The organism is Butyrivibrio sp. AE3003, from assembly GCF_000686065.1.
Taxonomy (GTDB): Bacteria; Bacillota; Clostridia; order Lachnospirales; family Lachnospiraceae; genus Butyrivibrio; species Butyrivibrio hungatei_A.
Genome location: NZ_JMLX01000001.1, coordinates 2,675,787 through 2,694,902, shown reverse-complemented (window position 1 = coordinate 2,694,902; position 19,116 = coordinate 2,675,787). Strand labels below are relative to the sequence as shown.

14 protein-coding genes and 1 pseudogene are annotated in these 19,116 nt (G+C 42.6%); 4 read left to right on the top strand and 11 right to left on the bottom strand.

The features are described from left to right. Positions 1-16: 16 nt before the first annotated feature. From CD00_RS0112920 to CD00_RS0112870, 11 genes and pseudogenes are all read right to left on the bottom strand, one after another. Complete coding sequence (locus CD00_RS0112920) at positions 17-523, bottom strand: flavin reductase (protein WP_026656353.1); 507 nt, start codon at positions 521-523, stop codon at positions 17-19. A gap of 25 nt (positions 524-548) precedes the next feature. Next, positions 549-1,052 carry a GreA/GreB family elongation factor gene (locus CD00_RS0112915; RefSeq protein WP_026656352.1) on the bottom strand — a complete coding sequence of 168 codons (504 nt, stop codon included), beginning with the start codon at positions 1,050-1,052 and terminating at the stop codon, positions 549-551. A gap of 84 nt (positions 1,053-1,136) precedes the next feature. Then, positions 1,137-2,000, bottom strand: coding sequence for a class II fructose-1,6-bisphosphate aldolase (fba, locus tag CD00_RS0112910; RefSeq protein WP_026656351.1), 864 nt, complete (start codon positions 1,998-2,000; stop codon positions 1,137-1,139). Positions 2,001-2,116: 116 nt separating this feature from the next. Further along, positions 2,117-4,211 (bottom strand): annotated as a pseudogene (locus CD00_RS18360) (glycoside hydrolase family 13 protein). A gap of 254 nt (positions 4,212-4,465) precedes the next feature. Further along, positions 4,466-6,325, bottom strand: coding sequence for an ATP-dependent zinc metalloprotease FtsH (gene ftsH, locus CD00_RS0112900; protein ID WP_026656350.1), 1,860 nt, complete (start codon positions 6,323-6,325; stop codon positions 4,466-4,468). 43 nt (positions 6,326-6,368) lie between these two features. Next, on the bottom strand, positions 6,369-6,893 hold the full coding sequence (hpt, locus tag CD00_RS0112895; protein ID WP_026656349.1) for a hypoxanthine phosphoribosyltransferase: 525 nt from the start codon (positions 6,891-6,893) through the stop codon (positions 6,369-6,371). Next, complete coding sequence (tilS, locus tag CD00_RS0112890) at positions 6,886-8,310, bottom strand: tRNA lysidine(34) synthetase TilS (RefSeq protein WP_026656348.1); 1,425 nt, start codon at positions 8,308-8,310, stop codon at positions 6,886-6,888. The genes hpt and tilS overlap by 8 nt, the downstream gene beginning before the upstream one ends. Positions 8,311-8,384: 74 nt before the next feature. After that, positions 8,385-8,696 carry an FtsB family cell division protein gene (locus tag CD00_RS0112885; protein WP_026656347.1) on the bottom strand — a complete coding sequence of 104 codons (312 nt, stop codon included), beginning with the start codon at positions 8,694-8,696 and terminating at the stop codon, positions 8,385-8,387. A 59-nt stretch (positions 8,697-8,755) separates the two neighbouring features. Continuing rightward, positions 8,756-8,995 (bottom strand): RNA-binding S4 domain-containing protein, encoded by a 240-nt coding sequence (locus CD00_RS0112880; RefSeq protein WP_026656346.1) that lies wholly within the window; start codon positions 8,993-8,995, stop codon positions 8,756-8,758. Then, positions 8,996-10,825 (bottom strand): PEGA domain-containing protein, encoded by a 1,830-nt coding sequence (locus CD00_RS0112875; RefSeq protein ID WP_026656344.1) that lies wholly within the window; start codon positions 10,823-10,825, stop codon positions 8,996-8,998. It lies immediately after the preceding gene. A 24-nt stretch (positions 10,826-10,849) separates the two neighbouring features. Continuing rightward, entirely contained in the window at positions 10,850-12,184 is a 1,335-nt protein-coding gene (locus tag CD00_RS0112870) for a CCA tRNA nucleotidyltransferase (protein ID WP_026656343.1), read from the bottom strand. A 100-nt stretch (positions 12,185-12,284) separates the two neighbouring features. On the opposite strand from CD00_RS0112870, the gene CD00_RS0112865 reads away from it, so the two are divergent. From CD00_RS0112865 to CD00_RS0112850, 4 genes are all read left to right on the top strand, one after another. Next, positions 12,285-14,060, top strand: coding sequence for a GGDEF domain-containing protein (locus CD00_RS0112865; protein WP_026656342.1), 1,776 nt, complete (start codon positions 12,285-12,287; stop codon positions 14,058-14,060). Next, the gene (locus CD00_RS0112860) at positions 14,053-15,738 is read left to right on the top strand and encodes a GGDEF domain-containing protein (protein WP_026656341.1); all 1,686 of its coding nucleotides are present in this window, start codon (positions 14,053-14,055) and stop codon (positions 15,736-15,738) included. Before CD00_RS0112865 ends, CD00_RS0112860 begins: the two co-directional genes overlap by 8 nt. Before the next feature lie 158 nt (positions 15,739-15,896). After that, a complete protein-coding gene (locus tag CD00_RS0112855; protein WP_026656340.1) occupies positions 15,897-17,201 on the top strand; it encodes an ABC transporter substrate-binding protein in 1,305 nt (434 codons plus the stop codon). Between the two features lie 15 nt (positions 17,202-17,216). After that, positions 17,217-18,980 carry a methyl-accepting chemotaxis protein gene (locus CD00_RS0112850; RefSeq protein ID WP_026656339.1) on the top strand — a complete coding sequence of 588 codons (1,764 nt, stop codon included), beginning with the start codon at positions 17,217-17,219 and terminating at the stop codon, positions 18,978-18,980. The last annotated feature ends 136 nt before the right edge of the window (positions 18,981-19,116 follow it).

Below are 19,116 nucleotides of genomic sequence, written 5' to 3'. Positions count from 1 at the left end.
AAGATAGCCTGATCTGTTATTTCAACAATATCGTCTGTACCTCACCCACATACATAATGTACCGATCATTATCAAGATGCAGGTCGCGGATTATACTCTTATCAATAAAACTGCTCTCATCAAAGGGATGCGCATATAAAACTTTGCAGGGTATTACCTCATTGGCTTCATCAATAAAAGGTATTCCTTCATAGCTATTGACGTTAAGCCTGGATCCGGCAATCTTATCCTCATCTCTTCCCGATACCATTCCAAGGTATTTAAGAACTCCGCGATAAGCCTCCTGATCCACAAAGCTTATGGAATATTCCCCTGATTTATCAATGCACTCTCTTGTATATCTGTTTGCGCGAACAAATATGAAAGTGACTCTTTTATTCCATACGTATCCCACTCCGCCCCAAGGAGCGGAGACTGCATTTATTTTTTCGCCATTCTTACAGGTAATAATTATCTTCTGTCCAACAAAACTGTACGCACCCTCTTCGATATCTTCAGGGTTTACCGGTTGAAATGCGTGCATAATACCTCCATCTCGGAAATACCGATTAGAAATCTCTTATTTTGTCGTTATCAGTTAATCCTGTATTTTCTATTTTTGTTATCGTTACACCGTAACTATATTCTTCACTTACTTTAATAGTAACATGGTCTCCTACTTTATGTCCAAGTAATTGTTTTCCAAGCGGGGACTCGATGCTGATAAGTCCCTTAAGAGAATTCTGTCGCATTGTTGTAACTATTTTATACGTTTCTTCGCTCTTATCTTCGTCAAGAACAACCGTAACCGACTTGTTCATTCCGACCTGATCTTCTTTGCTGTCGTCATCAATTACTTTAGCGGTCTTGATCATTCTCTCAAGGAATCTGATTCTGCTCTCATTCTGGTTCTTGGCTTTCTTGGCTGCGTAATACTCGAAGTTCTCAGAAAGATCGCCCTGTGCACGAGCTTCCTTTACATGCTCAAGAAGTTCCTTTCTCACAACAACTTTGCGGTGTTCAATCTCCGCTTCCATGTCCTCTATATCTTTTTTTGTAAGTTCGTTATGCATATTTTCACCTCTGTAGTTGATAAAAAGGCGAAGCCAAACGGCTTCGCCTCGTTAATTTTATAAGTTGCCCACGGAAATAAACGATCAAGCCTTTCCAACTGATCCGAAGAGCTCCATCTTCTCCTTAACTGTAGCCTTGATAGCATCAGCACCGGGAGCAAGAAGCTTACGAGGGTCAAATCCCTTACCTTCAAGATCTTTACCTGCTTCAACATATTTACGTGTTGCTTCTGCGAATGAAAGCTGGCACTCTGTGTTAACGTTGATCTTTGATACACCAAGTGAGATAGCCTTCTTGATCATTTCTGCAGGAATTCCTGTACCACCGTGAAGAACGAGAGGCATTGCTCCTGTCTTCTGCTGGATAGCATCGAGAACGTCGAATCTAAGTCCCGGCCATCCTTCAGGATATTTACCATGAATGTTACCGATACCTGCAGCAAGCATATCTACGCCAAGATCAGCGATTCTCTTACACTCGTTGGGATCTGCACACTCACCCATTCCAACTACTCCGTCTTCCTCTCCACCGATTGAACCAACTTCTGCCTCGATAGAAAGTCCGAGATGATGAGCAACGTTTACAAGCTCTGTTGTCTTAGCAACGTTCTCCTCGATATCATAATGTGAGCCATCAAACATGATTGATGTGAATCCGGCCTCAACGCACTTATAACATCCGTCGTATGTACCATGATCTAAGTGAAGCGCAACGGGAACTGTAATTCCAAGGCACTTATCCATTGCCTTAACCATTGCTGATACTGTCTCAAATCCTGTCATGTACTTACCTGCGCCCTCAGATACACCAAGGATAACAGGAGAATTAAGCTCCTGAGCTGTTAACAGGATAGACTTTGTCCACTCAAGGTTATTGATGTTAAACTGGCCTACTGCGTAGTGACCTTCTTTTGCTTTTACAAGCATGTCTTTTGCGGATACTAACATAGTTTATCTCCCTTACATTATATTTTTGTAGGCGCTACATTATCCCCACGCCTTATTGAACGACTAAATCTATTATATACTTACCTTCCTAAAAAATAAAGTTAATCATTTCACAATCATTCAAAGCTGATGAAGTTGTCAGCCCAGAATCCTTCTGATGACGAAGGTGCGGTGCTGTCGTACCTAAGGATCAGTCCCGATTTTCTCGATACCGTAACCGTAAGAATACCGTCTTTTACCCTCATATTGCTTGGTTTATCGATAAATCCCTTTCCGTCGGTAAGCATAAGCTGTGTAAGAAGCGCTTCCTTCGGAATTCCTATGGGCATAACATCGATTTCTTTGGTAACCTCATATTCATTGTTGTTTATCACAACAATAGATGCCGCTGTCCTGTTAAATCTTCCGTATGCAAGGAAATTAAAGTCTGCGTACATTTCTCTTATCGAACCTTCCGAGAATTCCTTATGCTTCTTGTGAATTTTTATCATCTTCTTGTGATATTCAAGCATCTCAAGGTCTTCTTTGCCCCACGGATAAGTTCTCCTGTTATCGGGGTCCGTAAATCCGCAAAGGCCGACCTCATCACCGTAGTATATCGTCGGCGCACCGGGCCATGTCATCTGGATCATCACCGCTTCGCGCATTACAGGCTTACTTATTCCTGTATTTGCCGAAGACGCCATAAGCGTGCTGCTCCTTCCGACCTTTTGGCTCGTCCTTGTAAGGAATCTCGAGTGGTCGTGATTGGACAGCTCATTCATTGCCGTATACAAGGAAGGCATAGTGAAATTCTCGCCTCCTATATATAACATCGTATCAAAAAACTCCCTGGCATTTCCTATACGCGTCGGCTTAAACTCATCGCTGTGCTTGTCCATTCCCGTAAGGAACCATGTTACAGGATCCATGAAAGCATCATAGTTCATAACCGTATCCCACTCATCGCCCATAAGCCAGCTCGCAGCGGGGCCATACTGCTCAGCGAGGATTATCGCCTTAGGATTTGCTTTTTTTACCTCTTCTCTAAACCTCTTCCAGAAATAATGATTATATTCCTGCGAGTGTCCAAGATCGGCCGCAACGTCAAGTCTCCATCCGTCTGCGTTATACGGAGGTGAAACCCACTTTCTTCCAATGTTTAATATATATTCTTCAAGCTTCTTAGAGCCCTCGTAATTTAGCTTGGGAAGCGTATCATATCCCCACCAGCCGTCATAGTGCGGATTATATGGCCAGGCATCTCTCGTAAAAGCAAAGAAATCATGATAAGGACTGTCCTTAGAAACATAGGCGCCCGGCTCATATCCCTTGCTGTTCTCGTAAATCCTCTCTCTGTCCATCCACTTATTAAATGAACCGCAGTGATTGAACACACCGTCCAATATAACCTTGATACCGCGTTTATGCGCTTCGCTTACCAGCTCTGCAAATAGCTTATCACTCGCTTCAAGGTTCTTTTGATCGGTAACACGCTTGATATATTTGGTTGCTTTTGTGTTATCATGCTCATTATTTCCAAGCACGCTTCCACCATCCTCAACAATCTTGCCGAAATGAGGATCTATATGATCATAATCCTGGGTATCATACTTGTGACAGGAAGGCGATACAAACAGCGGGTTAAAATAGATCGCATCTATCCCAAGATCCTTGAGATAATCAAGCTTATCCATAACGCCCTTAAGATCGCCGCCATAGAACTCTCCGAAATCATACTGAGGATCGGGGTATCTTTCCCACTCACCTACTTTCAGCACGTTTCTTCCGTTATAAGAATATTCACCGGAAACAACGTCGTTATCCTTGTCTCCGTTACAGAATCTTTCCACGAATATCTGATATATCACCGCACCCTTGGCCCATTTGGGCGTTGACAGGCCGGGATATACCTTGAAATTCATGCTTTCCATTATATTGGTAACGGCGCCTCTCTTATCATAGTAAAAAAAAGCTACCGTCCATTCCTTCGATTTCAAAAAAATAACTCGTAGGCTCTTCACCTACATTTACGGATGCATCGTAATAATCAAACTCTCCCGATGTCTCCGAACATGTCATGGGATGTCTTTCGCCTTTCCACACGAGAATAATTTCAGATGCCTCAGCCCTCCTGCATCTGAATCGTATATCTACCTTTCTGTTTTTGTCCGGTTCCGCAGGCCTTAGGTAGTCTAAGGTCATATCATGGAAAAACGCTCTCTCATTCATAAGTCATTCCCACCGGTCATATTCGCGCACATTTAGGCCGCGTAGACTCCGAAATATTCGTATATAAAGCAAAAAAGACAGCATAGCTGTCTTTTCTAAGAGAAGGTATTTCTTTCTTATGGGGTATAGCAAAAAACTATATAATGTATTGGGGGGTTACGCATATTATACTAACACCCACCCAAACCCGCGTAAAGACTAACACTTCACAAATTTATCAAAAACAGCTATGAGTTTTTGTGCAATTTTCACAATCAGATTTCTAATGCATAATCGATATCAACGTTGTGACCTTCGAATAATGCTTCAAATTCTTCTCTTCCGATCTTCTCCTTTTCTATGAGGAGTGCTGAACTGCTGTGCAGAATGTCCTCATACTTAAGAATAATCTCTTTTGCCTTTGCGTAACACTTGTCTATTATGGTCTTTACTTCTTTATCAATCTCGCCTGACATAAGCTCACTGTGCTTCTTTGAATGAGATATATCATAGCCGATAAATACGTCTTCTTCATTATCATCGTAGTTTACAACACCGATGGTCTCTGACATTCCGTACTTGGTAACCATGCTTCTGGCTTCCTGTGTAGCTTTTCTGATGTCGCTTGATGCACCTGTTGTAATATCACCGAAGATGATCTCTTCTGCGATTCTTCCACCGAGAGATACCATGATCTCCTGAAGCATCTTGTTCTTTGTAAGGAACATATCATCATTCTCGGGAAGAGGCATTGTATAGCCTGCTGCGCCAAGTCCTGTAGGAATGATAGATATTGTATGCACAGGGCCTACATCCGGAAGAAGGTGGAACAGGATCGCATGACCTGTCTCGTGATAAGCCGTTATCTTCTTTTCCTTCTCGGAAATGATCTTACTGTGCTTCTCAGTTCCGATTCCAACCTGAGTAAACGCTCTGTTTATATCAGCGGGAGTAATAAACTTCCTGCTGTCTACCGCCGCATTTATAGCTGCTTCATTAAGAAGGTTCTCAAGATCTGCGCCTGTAAATCCGGCAGTTGTCTGAGCAAGCTGCTTAAGATCCACATCGCTTCCGAGAGGCTTATTATGTGCATGAACCTTAAGGATTGCCTCTCTTTCACCAATGTCAGGTCTTGTTACCGTAATCTTTCTGTCAAATCGTCCGGGTCTTAATATGGCAGGATCGAGGATATCTACTCTGTTTGTGGCAGCCATTACGATAATACCCTCATTCACACCAAAGCCGTCCATCTCGACAAGCATCTGGTTAAGTGTCTGCTCTCTCTCGTCGTGTCCTCCGCCCATACCTGTACCGCGGCGTCTTGCAACCGCATCAATCTCATCAATAAAGATTATGCAAGGCGCATTCTTCTTAGCCTCGGTAAAAAGATCTCTTACTCTGGATGCACCTACACCAACGAACATTTCTACGAAATCGGAACCTGAAATACTAAAGAACGGAACGCCCGCTTCACCTGCAACGGCTCTTGCAAGGAGTGTCTTACCTGTTCCGGGTGCACCTTCAAGTAGAACACCCTTGGGAATTCTGGCTCCGACAGCCGTGAATTTGCCTGGATCCTTCAAGAATTCGATTATCTCAGCAAGCTGCTCTTTTTCTTCCTTAAGTCCCGCTACATCATTAAGCTTGACCTTGTTTTCATCACCTGTGGATAATTTGGCTCTGCTCTTTCCAAAGTTCATCATTCGGCTGTTTCCCGAACTGCTCGCCTGCATATTGCTAAACATCGAGAAAACGAATACCATTACGATAAGTCCCACTATAACGGGAATGATTCCATTTATAAGTACATTCTCAGACGGAATGTCTTTTACCTCTGTCTTAACACCCTTTTCTGTACAAATGCTCTCAACCTTGGTCACATCAGTTGTGTAGAATGTCACATCATCTGCCGCGTTGTTGAAGCTTACTCTTACAGAACCTGTAGGTGTCTCGGAATTGGGCATGATCATTACATATGCGACTGTATCTGCATTAAGATCGCGCTCAAATTCATTCATGGAATATGCGCCTGACTGGCTTGAAATAAAACTCTTGCCATATTCGATGAATATCACGCAAACAAGTAATACTACTACAAATAGAAAAATTGAATTAAAACTTTTATTCCGGTTCAATTGCTTATGTTCCCCTTTCGGAAGCTTTTTTATGACGCCTTTATCAATTAAATTCTACTACTCCGATATACGGAAGGTTACGATATCTCTGATCGTAGTCAAGTCCGTATCCTACAACAAACTCATCGGGAATATTAAATCCCGTATAGTCCACCTTTACATCTGTAACTCTGCGCTCAGGCTTATCAAGGAGTGTGCAAAGCTTGATGCTTGCAGGCTCTCTGTCGCCGAGCATCTTGATAAGATAAGACAACGTTCTTCCCGAATCAACAATATCCTCTACTATAATAACATGTCTGTCCTTAAGAGGTTCATCAAGATCCTTTACAATCTTAACTACACCGCTTGACTTAGTTGAACTGCCATAGCTTGATGCTGACATGAAATCCATCGTAACAGGGACTGTGATACGCTTTGCAAGCTCACACATAAAGAACACTCCGCCCTTTAAAACACATACAAGGTGCACTGTCTCACCCTGATAATCTCTGCTGATTGCTTCCCCAAGCTCCTTTATCCTCTTGTCAACTTCATCTTCTGTCAATAAAACGCGAACTGATTCAGCCACAGTAATTTCCTCCATCCAAAAAATTTATAGCCAAAATACTTTTTGTATCTTCACTCACCTTGGTATTAGCACTTATTCTGTACCCCGGAACCCACAAAACATGGTCTCCGTCAGCCATTACATAGATACTGTCTCTTCTGTCTATAGGAATTTTGACATCTGTCATGAACTTCGACAGCTTTTTCTTATGAATGCCGCTTCCCGTCTCAATAAATATATAGTCATCGGGTCTTCTGCATCTAAAAACGGCTGCTTGTATTCTATCACAATCGAACCATTTAGTATACGTACCGCGCGGAATACTTGAGCCTTTTACAAACTCTCTGACGCTTGCCTCCATCCTTCCAAGTCCCGGAATGTCATAACCTGCCTCACCGTCTTTTTTTACCCGGTCAAAAAAATCTATAACAAGCGAATTATCAAGGCTTTCCACCACTTTCTTCGAAAGAGTAAGTATGTCGTACTCTCTCTTTGCGACAAGCCCGTACGGAAGGTCGACATACGCCGTCCCGCTTTCCGATACCATGATATCCGTCACCGCATCAACGTGACTTGCCGTTATGTCTTTCCTGTTTGGTGTAAGCATCTCGAAACACCTTAAGATCACGTTCTTTTGGATAAAAAGATCTACGCTCTTAAGAACCTTCAACTCTATTCTGACACTTTTTCCGTCAAAGGTACAAGCCTTGTCAAAAAGCTCTCCCGTGACCTTACATATAAAGTCATCCGCGAGGGCAAAATCAGACGCTGCTCTGCACAGATGCTTTACCGCCTCTGCATTTATATTATCGGTCATATAAGGAATAAGCTCGTTTCTGACCTTGTTCCTCGTATGGATATTCTCGTCGTTGGTAGCATCGTGGCAAAAAGATATTCCTTCTCCCGCAAGATACTCCTCAATTTCCTGTCTCGTAACGCACAATAAGGGCCTTATCACATTATCCCTAACGGCACGTATGGCACCCGCACCATGAAGCCCCGTTCCTCGAAGGAGATTTAAAAGAAGTGTCTCCGCCACGTCGTTTCTGTGATGTGCAACCGCAATCTTAACGGCGCCCTCTTTCTCAGCTATCTTGCGAAAAGCCTCGTATCTTACATTCCGTCCCGCTTCTTCTTCGGTCAGCTTATTTTCTCTTGCAATTCCGGGGACATCCTCTTCCACCAGATAATAACTTATTCCCCGTTCTTCACAGAAGCTACGGGTAAACTCTGCGTCTCTTCCCGCTTCTTCCCTGATTCCGTGATTTACATGGACCGCAACAAGCTCGATGCCAAGGAGCTCTCTTAACTTATACAAGACCAGCAAAAGTGCGACAGAATCCGCTCCTCCCGAAAATCCCACAAGGATCTTTTCTCCGGAAACTGCCATTTTATTGGCTCTTATATAGTTTAGTACGGTGTTTTCGAATCTGTTCATATTGAAAAATTAAAGCGCAGACCTATACGTACCCGTATCATTGTCTGCGCTGTGCTCCGCAAAATAATAACAAATTACCTGTCCTCAATTTTAAAAACAATCTCACCGGGATAAACCAGTCCAAGTTTATCCTTAGCGGTTTCTTCTATATATTTTCGTGTCTGGGTATATCTTTCAAATTCGGCTATTTCCTTGCCCCTTGCAACCTCGGCATCGATCTGGGCATTGAGGTAAGCTTCCTTCTCCTCATACTCATTAACCTTCTCAAAAAGACTGATGCTCTTTATGGACACAACAGTCGCAAGAATTATAACCACACACGACGCGAGCGCGATGCCCGCTTTATTTTGAAAACTACGCCTTTTGTAGCGTGCTTTTGTCGCCATATCGCACCTCTTCAAATGCTTTTATATATTTTTATTTTAATACATGCTATAAAAGCCTGTCAAATGTAGCGATATAGCTCTGTTACGTCTTCTTTGTGTATTGTTTCCCGCACATCAAGCACTTCGACATTCACATCTTTATTACCAAATCCGATGGTTATCTTATCTCCGACTTTTACATCGGCAGAAGCCTTTGCAGGTCTTCCGTTTATCTGAACTCTTCCCGCATCGCAGGCTTCATTCGCTACTGTGCGTCTTTTTATCAATCTTGTTACTTTTAAATACTTATCTAATCTCATTTATTCCTCTCCTGATGCGGTATTTGCCGCATCACTGTTGTTATTTTTATCTTTCCCTGTCTTATCTTTGTTGTCACCGGCTTTTTTACCGTCTTTATTATCAGAGTCTTTCTTATTTACAGACGTTGTCTCATCTTCTTTTGTCGAACTCTTATTAGCTGCGTCTGCTGTTGACTTTTTTGACGGACTTTCATCTTCCTCGGAAGAAGCCGTGCTTGCATAGTGCGCGGTTGCAGTCGTTTTCTCTGTGGCTGCGGATGTATCGGACTTTTCCGATGAAGAAGGAGTCTCCTTCTTACCTAAGTCATGCGTTGTAGATTCGGATGCTGCCTTAGACGGATTCTCTGCCTGTTTTTCAGTCGAAGCGGCTGTGGGGCTCTCTTCAGACTTAGGCTTAGTCTCAGTATCCTCCTTCACTTTTGCCATCTCACCCAGGTTATATGACACATCCGACTCATCCGCGTCTATGTTTACACGAAGGCTCTTCGTATTATAACCATTTTTCCTAAGTATTATCTCATGATTTCCTGAAACCTTTTTAAGGCTGGTCGGCACTACACCAATATAATTTCCGTCAAAAAACAGCTCCGCTCCCTCAGGCGAATCCACATAAACCTTATAACCTTCGATAACCTTGTTCTTCTGGTTCTTCGTCTTGTCCTTGTCGGTTATGCTTGAAGCCGATGTTGCGGCAGAGCTCTTTCCCGGAAGTGACGCAACAGAAACAGCGCTCGTTGACTTATTTGTCTTATCATATGATGAAGAAAAAGACGAACTGTCCGATGATGAGCTGTTTGATGAATCCGCATTATCAGAATCAGGCTCAAGTTCTATCTTTACCACAGATTTAGGCGTACCCACCTTAAGATACTTGTTCTGTGTGATATATCCTTCGGCCATTACCTTGAGATTGTGGTAACCGTAGCTTACTGACTTTGAAGTATCGGCAAAAACCTGCTCCCCGTCGATGTAAATCTCGGCATCTGCGGGAGTTACCTCAAATGACACAAGTCCCTCTTTTGGCTTGGTTATCTTGACATTTCTCGTATCAATGACGGTTTCCCGGTTCCTGTTTATTGTAACATTTGTTTTATACTCTGCTCCGTTTCCGATGATCTGCAGATTATAATCGCCCTCGGGCGCACTTAAGAGCATATTGGGAGAAATCTTGTAAATAACGTCATTATCAAGCTCAAGCCATGCTCCGACAAGACTGTGTTCATCAACAGTGTCGGATGACAGGCTGACATAACCGTGTCCGCTTGTAACAACAACGCTGTATACCTCTTTTCCAATTCCGTATGCCTTGATATTGTCGGTCGTAAGTACATTTTCTGCTATGGCAGGCGCTCCGTCCGCAAGTATCAGCGTTCTTGAATCAAGCTTGTAAGTTTCTCCCAGTATTCTTGCGGTTCCGTCTCCCCTTACAAGTTCGTGACTACGCGTATCATCAATAGTCCACGCTTCATCCGATACCTTAAGCGAAGTGATATGCTTGCTGCTCTTAAGGAAATTGACATCAACAATCTGACCTTCTTCTAAGAGTCTCGCCGACATGGGCGTTCCCCTTAAGTCGTACATCATGCTTGTATTGTCATATTTAAGGGTATACGTCTTTCCCGTAGAATGATTTCTGAATCTGATTTCCTTATTTTCCGAATCTATGGAGCGAATCGAAGCAGTGTCGGAAGAATCGTATTTTCCGATAAGCGATACGCTCTTCTTTTCATTTTTTACGGCGGCACTTACATCTGCGCTGTATACGCAGGTAAAAACGGCCGCAAGAAACACTGCCGTAAATGCTCTTACAGATCTCATGATTATTCTCATGTTCATCCCCTCATACATGATCTTTTAAAAGAATTTTTTTAACTGCTCAGAATCCAGCAGATATTCTTTAGTATTGTGCGAAGGCTCGTCAATGACGTCTTCAAGCATAGCTCCGAGCACTTCTCCTATCTGCTTTCCGGGAGTCACTCCCAGAGCGATAAGGTCTTTGCCGTTAACCGCAAGCTTCTTAAGGCTCACGCACTCGCCTTCCTTTTTTATATTCTCATAAAGAGCTCTTGAATCCTCAATATTCTTGAGCTTTTCTTCGCGGTAATACTCGCTCTGAGCCATTGTATCCGCATATTTCACATCAAGAAGAAAAGGAAACTCATCCTCTCCCACTCTGTTCATGGTTCTTCGCACATTCTTTGCGGTAGCGGGGAACCTGTCATCGTGGTACTTAATAAGGTTGCACACCCTGTCCATGGTGTTTCTGTCAAACTTAAGGCGTCTGAAAATGTCATGTGCCATCTTCTCGCCAAGCTGTGCATGGCCATGGAAATGGTTAACGCCTTCTTCATCCGTTGTTATCGTCAAAGGCTTCGCTATATCATGCAAAAACATTGTCAGCCTTAAAACTTTATCGTTTCTCACATATCCGAGCGACTTGATAATGTGCTCTCCGACGTTGTACATATGATGGGGATTATCCTGAGAAGTCTCCATGCACGCATCAAATTCGGGAAGTATCACCTTAGTGATTCCAAGTTCGTACATAACCTGCGCTTTTTCCGGATGGTCGGAAACAAGAAGCTTTACAAGCTCAGTCTGGATTCTCTCTGCGCTTATCTTGGAAAGCGTAGACGCAAGCTCTTTTATTGCCTCTTTTGTCTTCTCTTCTATATCATAATCAAGCTGGGCCGAAAACCTGACGGCTCTCATTATGCGAAGTGCATCTTCGGAAAACCTCTCTGCAGGCTCTCCAACGCATCTTATCAGCTTATTCTCAAGATCTTCGATTCCTCCGAACCTGTCTATAAGCCCTTCTTCCTCGTTATAAGCCATGGCATTTATGGTAAAGTCACGGCGTCTCATATCTTCGGTGAGACTCTTTGTAAATGTCACTTCACTTGGATGTCTGTTATCTTCGTACTTTCCGTCTATTCTGTACGTTGTGACTTCATATCCCTCTTTATCCGTCAAAACGGTGACCGTTCCGTGTTCAATTCCCGTATCAACCGTTCGTTTAAAAAGCTTTTTTATATCTTCAGGCAAAGCATTTGTTGTTATGTCCCAGTCACCCGGTTCTCTTGAAAGAAGCGCATCTCTTACACATCCTCCGACAACATATGCTTCAAAACCAGCTTTATGCATGGTATCCAATATCTTTTTTGCATTTTCCGGTAGTTTAATAATCATACCTTCATAATAGCCCAAAGAATATCAAATGTGAATAATACTCTAGGAATTTTCTCAATCTCGATATATACTTAATATATGAAATTATGAGGGAATCAGAATGAAATTTAGAATTAACAACAATTTGATAGCAGTAGGCTTCTTACTGCTTATCTTGGTGGGCATATTTTCATTTGTGAAAATTATTGATTCTTCCTACCAATATACCTCAGAGTTAATACCGATAGATGATGGTTGGACCGTTACTTATAACGGCAAAGAAATAGCTACAAACAAGAATCTTAACGACGTACAAGTACCTGTTATCAATGAAGGCGATACGTTTTCTTTGACCAGAGTACTTCCTCCGATTCGTGATGATTCGTTATGCCTCTACTTTTATTCGATGCACAGCATCGTTGATGTTAATATTCGTCATTATGCCGAGCGTTCCAAGAAAGCCGATAAGCTTGAAAATTGGCAAATATACACTTACGGTAGAGATTTGTACAGCCAGACCACAGAAGTTCCAAACAGATACAATCACGTTCCTATTGTAAAAGGCTATTCTGAAGAGGAAATCACGATCACCTTCATCGGCACAAGAGAAGCATCATTTTCTTCGCTGTCTCCTTTTGTTATAGGTTCAAGTGTTGATATATTATCCTATCATCTTTTAAGTAATACAATTAATTTGTTTGCCGGAGTATTCCTTGTAGTGCTCGGGCTTGTTCTTATAGTCATTTCTCCTTATATGTTCTTGTATCACAATAAGGAATCCCGACTATTTTTCAGCGGGCTTACTTCACTCCTATTCGGAACATACATTGTTGCCAGATTTGATTTCATCGATATGCTTATAAATAACCCGATGACTAACTCGTTTTGCGAATATTCATCGTTTATTTGTATGCCTATCTCTATTTTGGGCTATTTCATTTCAATATTCAGGGGCAAACTCAAGAGATTCTTGAAACTCCTTGTAATATTTGATTTCCTTCTTTTCGCCGGAATGACAATCCTGCACTTGTCTACGATCAAGCGTTTTTCTGCTATGACAGCCTTTATTCAGGGTTACATTGTCAGCGAGACCATTATGGTTCTGGTAATTCTGGTAAAAAACAGAAAGCATTTCCGAAACTCACAGAACAGAAATCTCAATTCAGATATGTTCTTCCTCATAGGTGTTGTGACATTCATTATATCTTCCTCCATAGATATAGCTATGTTCAACATCCATAAGTATTCAAGCAACCGCGGATATTCCCAGAACTACGGTAACGGATTTACTTTTGGCGCCGTTATCTTCGTCTCCTGCCTGCTTATCAGTTACATGTTCTACAGTATCTACAGTAGCAAGATTTCTTCACTGCAGGAGAGATTGTCTGATTTCGCTTACACCGATCCTCTGACGGGTCTTTCAAACAGAGCCCGTTGCGAACAGGTAATGAATGTTATATCTCAGGATCGCAGTATATATGTAATCATCAGTATCGACCTGAACAAGCTGAAAATGGTCAACGATACATACGGTCACCACGAAGGCGACCGCTTGCTTACCGGCTTTGCAACAATTTTGACAGATTGCTTCTGGGATGCAAACCTCATCGGTCGTATGGGTGGAGACGAATTTGTCGTTATAATGCTTGGCGAACATGCATCAAGCTGTACCAAGAGAATACACGAATTCCACTCTCTTATGTCCGACTGGAACCTTAAGGAGCAGGTCTTCCAGTATAGTGCTTCTTACGGCTACGCATACAGCTACGAGGTTCCGAACGCATCCTCAAACGAAGTATATATGCTCGCAGATTCAAGAATGTATGAAATGAAAAAAGAACATCACGGACGTAAAGAAATGGAACACGAGATGGAGGAGGTGAATGCCAATGCGTAAACATATCACCTTCGCCCTTTCATCAATCTTTTTTATTGCGCTTATATCATTTGTATTTACCACATTCCTCAAGGTCGTACCCTGGTATCCGCAGTTCAAACTTCAAAAAGGATGGGTAATTACTTATAAGAACCAGCAGTACTTAAACACAGATATATCAAACTTAAGTGACCAGCTTGGTCTTACCTTCTCACGAGGAGACAAGATAACGCTGACAAGGCCGAGTCCTCTTACTAAGAACAATGCGCCGTTCCCTTATCTTGTATTTAAGACCCAGCACTGCGCTTACGAAGTATTTCTTGACGGTTATACCATTGCAAAAGAGAACCTGGATGCCCGTACAGACGGCTCCTTCATTGGAACAGGCTACAACATTATTCCTCTGAAAAGAGATTTTGAAGGAAAAAAACTGTCAATTGATCTATACGTAGTTGAAAATGATACGAAGATCAATATCATTACCCCGCTTCTGGGTAACTACGACGATATATACAGATTCCTTTTGTATACTGCGGCATATCCGCTCCTAACGGGAATGTTCCTTATCGTTTTCGGACACATTTTCCTATTGATCTCACTTGTCCTGTACATGAGATCTTCGGGCGTATTTACACAGATTATATGCTCGCTTATCGTAATACTTTTGGGCCTCTGGCTCTTAACAACATTTGACTGCACAACGTTCCTTATTACCAAGGAAATGACCACGTTCCTAAGTTATATATCGCTATACCTGCTTGTCCCGTGCATATATCTGCTTATATACAACCTGCACAAGCAAAATGTTTATTCGGTCATCGCAGTACTTGGCTTTGCGACACTGGCATTCAGCATACTTTTTATTGTTCTTCACTTATTGAACAAAGTGCACATACATCATTTCCTGATGCCTTACTACATATTGTCAACGCTGTCGTTCCTTGCGCTGATCATGTACAACATAAAGGACCTTAGGAGCAAAACACGGAATCCTTCAACGCAGATCATCATGTTTGGTATCACATTCGTAAGTTTGAGCTTTATGCTGCTTGTCTTTTTCGACATGTTGAACAAGAATGTCGACTGCAGAGACAGCTTTATAATGAGATTCCTGATTCCTTCGGCCGCACTGTTCTTCGTAGTAACGCAGCTGCTTAACCACTTTGTATTCATGACAAAGTTCTATGCTCAGCGAAAAGAATATGCATCTCTTACACAACTTGCCTACGAGGATGCGCTTACACGACTTCCCAACAGAGCAAGCTGTGATATGAAGCTCAACGACCTTGAACGCTCCGATCTTGACTACTGTATCGTCAGCCTTGACCTTAACGGTCTGAAACAGGTTAACGATAACGACGGTCACCCCGCCGGAGATAAGCTTATCAAGAGCTTTGCGGATGCGCTTTCCAAGGTATTTAGCAGAAAAGGCGACTGCTTCAGAACAGGTGGTGACGAATTCCTCGCCATATTCGACAGTATACGCCGCGAAGAACTTGATGCCCTACTTAAGAAGTTAGACGATCTTCTCCTGGAACTTGACGAAGAAGATCCTGACGTAAACCACAGCGTATCTTACGGATATGCTTTCCGTTCCGAAACAGAGGAACAGGATGTCCATTCGGTATTCATGCTTGCCGACAAGAAGATGTACGATGCAAAGCGCAAGCACTACGCAGAAATTGGAAAAACAAGATAATACAGCTTTTATCGATAAAGACTCGCGGTTTTCCGCGGGTCTTTCGTAATATTATGAAAATTTCATAAATTTTTTATCACTTCTGCATCTATTTATTGGATAATAATATTATGAAATATCGTAAACATTAATATCTGTCATCAAGAAAAGAGGTCTGTATGAAAAAACTTTTTATCGCCTTTTTAATCTCGTTGTTGGCAATAAACAATGTTTTAACCGGATGCGGTAAAAAAACTTCGACTGAATCTGAAGTTTCAGAATCCGCTCCCGTCGAAAAAATCACCCTCCTAAATACAAAGAGTGAAGTCGCAACACAGATGGAAACTCTTGCTTCCAAGTACACTCAGGAAACAGGAATAACTGTGGAAGTTATGGGAGTTGATGCAGGCGCAGATGTTCAGGCAATGATAAAGGGTTACTATCTGTCTGACCAGATGCCGGATATTATCTCTTGCGAAGCCTCCGGTTTTTCAAACTGGGAGGGACTTCTTGTCGATCTGAGCGATCAGAACTGGGTCAGCCGTACTGATGCTGAATTCGTAGATTCCAAGTACGGCACACTTGGCTTTCCCTTCACAACAGAAGCAATCGGGCTTGCATATAACGCAGATATCCTCTCTAAATGCGGAGTCGATCCTTCTTCCATAACAGGCCCCGCGTCGATGAGATCTGCTTTTGAAAAAATAGATGCCAAAAAGGATGAGCTTGGACTGAGAGCTGTTATAGGCTATTTTACCGAAGCTGAAAACCTCGGCTGGTCAGCGGGTAACCACATCTTTGGCGCATACATCGACTCAGGCCTCGACAGATCCGATACAACATACATCGACCTTCTTAACGACGGCGGCAAACTCGATGAGTCCAGATTCATGGACTATGCCGCGATGATAGGTCTTTTTAATGAATACTCCGATCCCGATTTGAAAACTACAGGAGAATATGCCGATCAGGTAAAAAACTTTGCTTCAGGCAAATATGCATTTATCACTCAGGGCTCATGGATCGGCGCATCAATGACCGGCGACAACGCAAGCGAATATGCTTCTGCGGGAAACTTCAAAGTCGGAATGATCCCATATGCATTTCAGGATGGCATGGACACAATACTTACAAGCGCACCGTCTTGGTGGGCTATACCCAAAGAAGGTCAGGTGGAAGCTGCCAAAGCATTCCTTGAATGGTGCTCAGAGTCATCCGCACAGAAGATTCTCGTTGAAGAAGCCGGATTCGTAAGCCCGTTCACCGATTGTACCTTCGTAGCCTCAGATCCTTTTGCTTCTGTGATCTCTGAATATATCTCTTCCGGCAAAACTTCAAACTGGCACTGGATGGACATGCCTTCAGGACTTGGACAGAGAGGTCTTTCTTTTGCCTTCCAAAAATATGCATCCGGCGAGCTTGACGCCAAGGGGTTCATGGAAGAGATCAAATCTATTGCAACCAAATGGTATGAGACACTTTAAGGAGGAGGTAGAAACATGAAGGACAATACTAAGGTAGTTATCAAAAAGAAAGATTCCATTGTGTTCCAGTTATCTGCCTTGAACTTGCTGATGCTCATATCATTCTTTATTGTAATGTACATGGTCATGTCTGCCATGAAAACATCTACAACAAGCAGTATCAACATGTTTGACTCGATGATGGATCTTTCAACGCATGAAGCCAAGTTAAAATCCGATGTCATGAACCTCTATGACCAGACAACAGGTTACATATCTGCAAATGCCGTTGAAACACAGACGGCTCTTTTACCCCAGATAAACGTAGCCAAACAGGACATCACGGCTGACATAGAAACACTAAAAAGTAATTTTTCCCAGTATAATGACGAGGAAGCAACCGCACAACTTGAAGAGATCACAGCCCAGTATCAGAGGCTTACAACACTTATAGACTCGGCTATTGAAAAAAGTGATGCCGGAGACAAGGAATCCGCTTACAATATCCTTTTTGACAAAGCCGAGATCCAGAAGATTGCCATCTTCCATTCGTCAAAAGCCCTTGATAATGCCATTGCAAAATCCTCAAAAGAGACCACCAATACAATGAACTTCTTGTTCAAAAAAGGTAGTTATTTCGGCATTGCAGGCGTACTTGCGATGCTGCTGCTTATCACATTCAACTTCCTTATAAGTTATAAGAACATTGTCAAAAAGATTGAGCGCATCAGCGGCGAAGTCAACACAATGATCACCAACATTGAAGGCGGAAACGGCGACCTCACGGCAAGAATAAAGACAAAAACAAAATCCGAGCTTCTTTACATCACAGTAGGTATCAACCACTTCATTGAAACACTTCAGGGAATTATGAAGGATGTAAAAAACGGATCGCTCGTCCTTACAAGTTCGTCCGAAAAGGTTGTTTCACAGCTTCGCATGGCGGATGACAACGTGACCAACACTTCTGCAGCCCTTGAAGAACTCTCGGCAAATATGGAGACTGTAGCCGGAACTGTATCATCCATCAATGACCGAGTTGAAGACGTAAAGGCAGCTGCCCAAGAAATCACTGAACAGGCTCTTTCGGGAACAGAAACAGCCATCACTGTTAAGCAGGAGGCTAATGAAGTCAAAGCCCGCGTCAACCAAAAGAAGATTGCCGCTAGCGACCACGTATCACAACTCTCTGAGGTACTTTCAAAATCTGTGCAGGATTCCGAAAAGGTCAGCCAGATCAACGAGCTTACCAATGTCATCTTGGATATAGCAAAACACACTAATCTCCTCGCACTCAATGCTTCGATTGAGGCCGCACGTGCAGGCGAAGCGGGTAAAGGATTCTCCGTAGTAGCAACAGAGATAAGCACCCTCGCCGAAAACAGTAGACGAACTGCTGCAAATATCCAGGATATAAGTGCAGAAGTTACAGAAGCGGTTCGAAGACTTGCAGACAACGCCCAGTCCACGCTTGATTACATCAACGGAACAGTACTCGGTGATTATGATGACTTCGTAGAAACAGGTGAAAAATATGAGCACACCGCGGATATCATGAGCGATTCCTTCGCCGCATTTGATGATAAAGCGTCTCACCTCAACCAGATCATGCAAGAAATGGTCGAATCAGTAAGAATGATAACCGAATCCATAAAAGAAAGCTCTATTGCCATCACATCTTCTGCCGAAAGCTCATCTGAAATCGTCGGAGGAATTAAAAAGATTTCTGAAGCTATCAATGAAAATAATGAGATTACCGAGCAACTAAACGATACAACGCAGAAATTCAAATCGTTATAAGTATTACAATATAGCCTTCCTCTAAGACGGGCCTTCCTCATGAAGTCCCGTCTTTTCTATATTCTTGATGTTTTTTGTCTAAAAGAAGATTAATTTGCTCCTACGGTTGACAACATTTACCCCCCCATGTTATAAG

Excerpts from the sequence above, each read along its gene's own strand:
- CD00_RS0112920 (WP_026656353.1), bottom strand. The coding sequence starts at position 523 with ATGCACGCATTTCAACCGGTAAACCCTGAAGATATCGAAGAGGGTGCG.
- CD00_RS0112915 (WP_026656352.1), bottom strand. The coding sequence starts at position 1,052 with ATGCATAACGAACTTACAAAAAAAGATATAGAGGACATGGAAGCGGAG.
- fba (WP_026656351.1), bottom strand. The coding sequence starts at position 2,000 with ATGTTAGTATCCGCAAAAGACATGCTTGTAAAAGCAAAAGAAGGTCAC.
- tilS (WP_026656348.1), bottom strand. The coding sequence starts at position 8,310 with ATGAACAGATTCGAAAACACCGTACTAAACTATATAAGAGCCAATAAA.
- CD00_RS0112885 (WP_026656347.1), bottom strand. The coding sequence starts at position 8,696 with ATGGCGACAAAAGCACGCTACAAAAGGCGTAGTTTTCAAAATAAAGCG.
- CD00_RS0112880 (WP_026656346.1), bottom strand. The coding sequence starts at position 8,995 with ATGAGATTAGATAAGTATTTAAAAGTAACAAGATTGATAAAAAGACGC.
- CD00_RS0112875 (WP_026656344.1), bottom strand. The coding sequence starts at position 10,825 with ATGAGAATAATCATGAGATCTGTAAGAGCATTTACGGCAGTGTTTCTT.
- CD00_RS0112870 (WP_026656343.1), bottom strand. The coding sequence starts at position 12,184 with ATGATTATTAAACTACCGGAAAATGCAAAAAAGATATTGGATACCATG.
- CD00_RS0112865 (WP_026656342.1), top strand. The coding sequence starts at position 12,285 with ATGAAATTTAGAATTAACAACAATTTGATAGCAGTAGGCTTCTTACTG.
- CD00_RS0112860 (WP_026656341.1), top strand. The coding sequence starts at position 14,053 with ATGCGTAAACATATCACCTTCGCCCTTTCATCAATCTTTTTTATTGCG.
- CD00_RS0112855 (WP_026656340.1), top strand. The coding sequence starts at position 15,897 with ATGAAAAAACTTTTTATCGCCTTTTTAATCTCGTTGTTGGCAATAAAC.
- CD00_RS0112850 (WP_026656339.1), top strand. The coding sequence starts at position 17,217 with ATGAAGGACAATACTAAGGTAGTTATCAAAAAGAAAGATTCCATTGTG.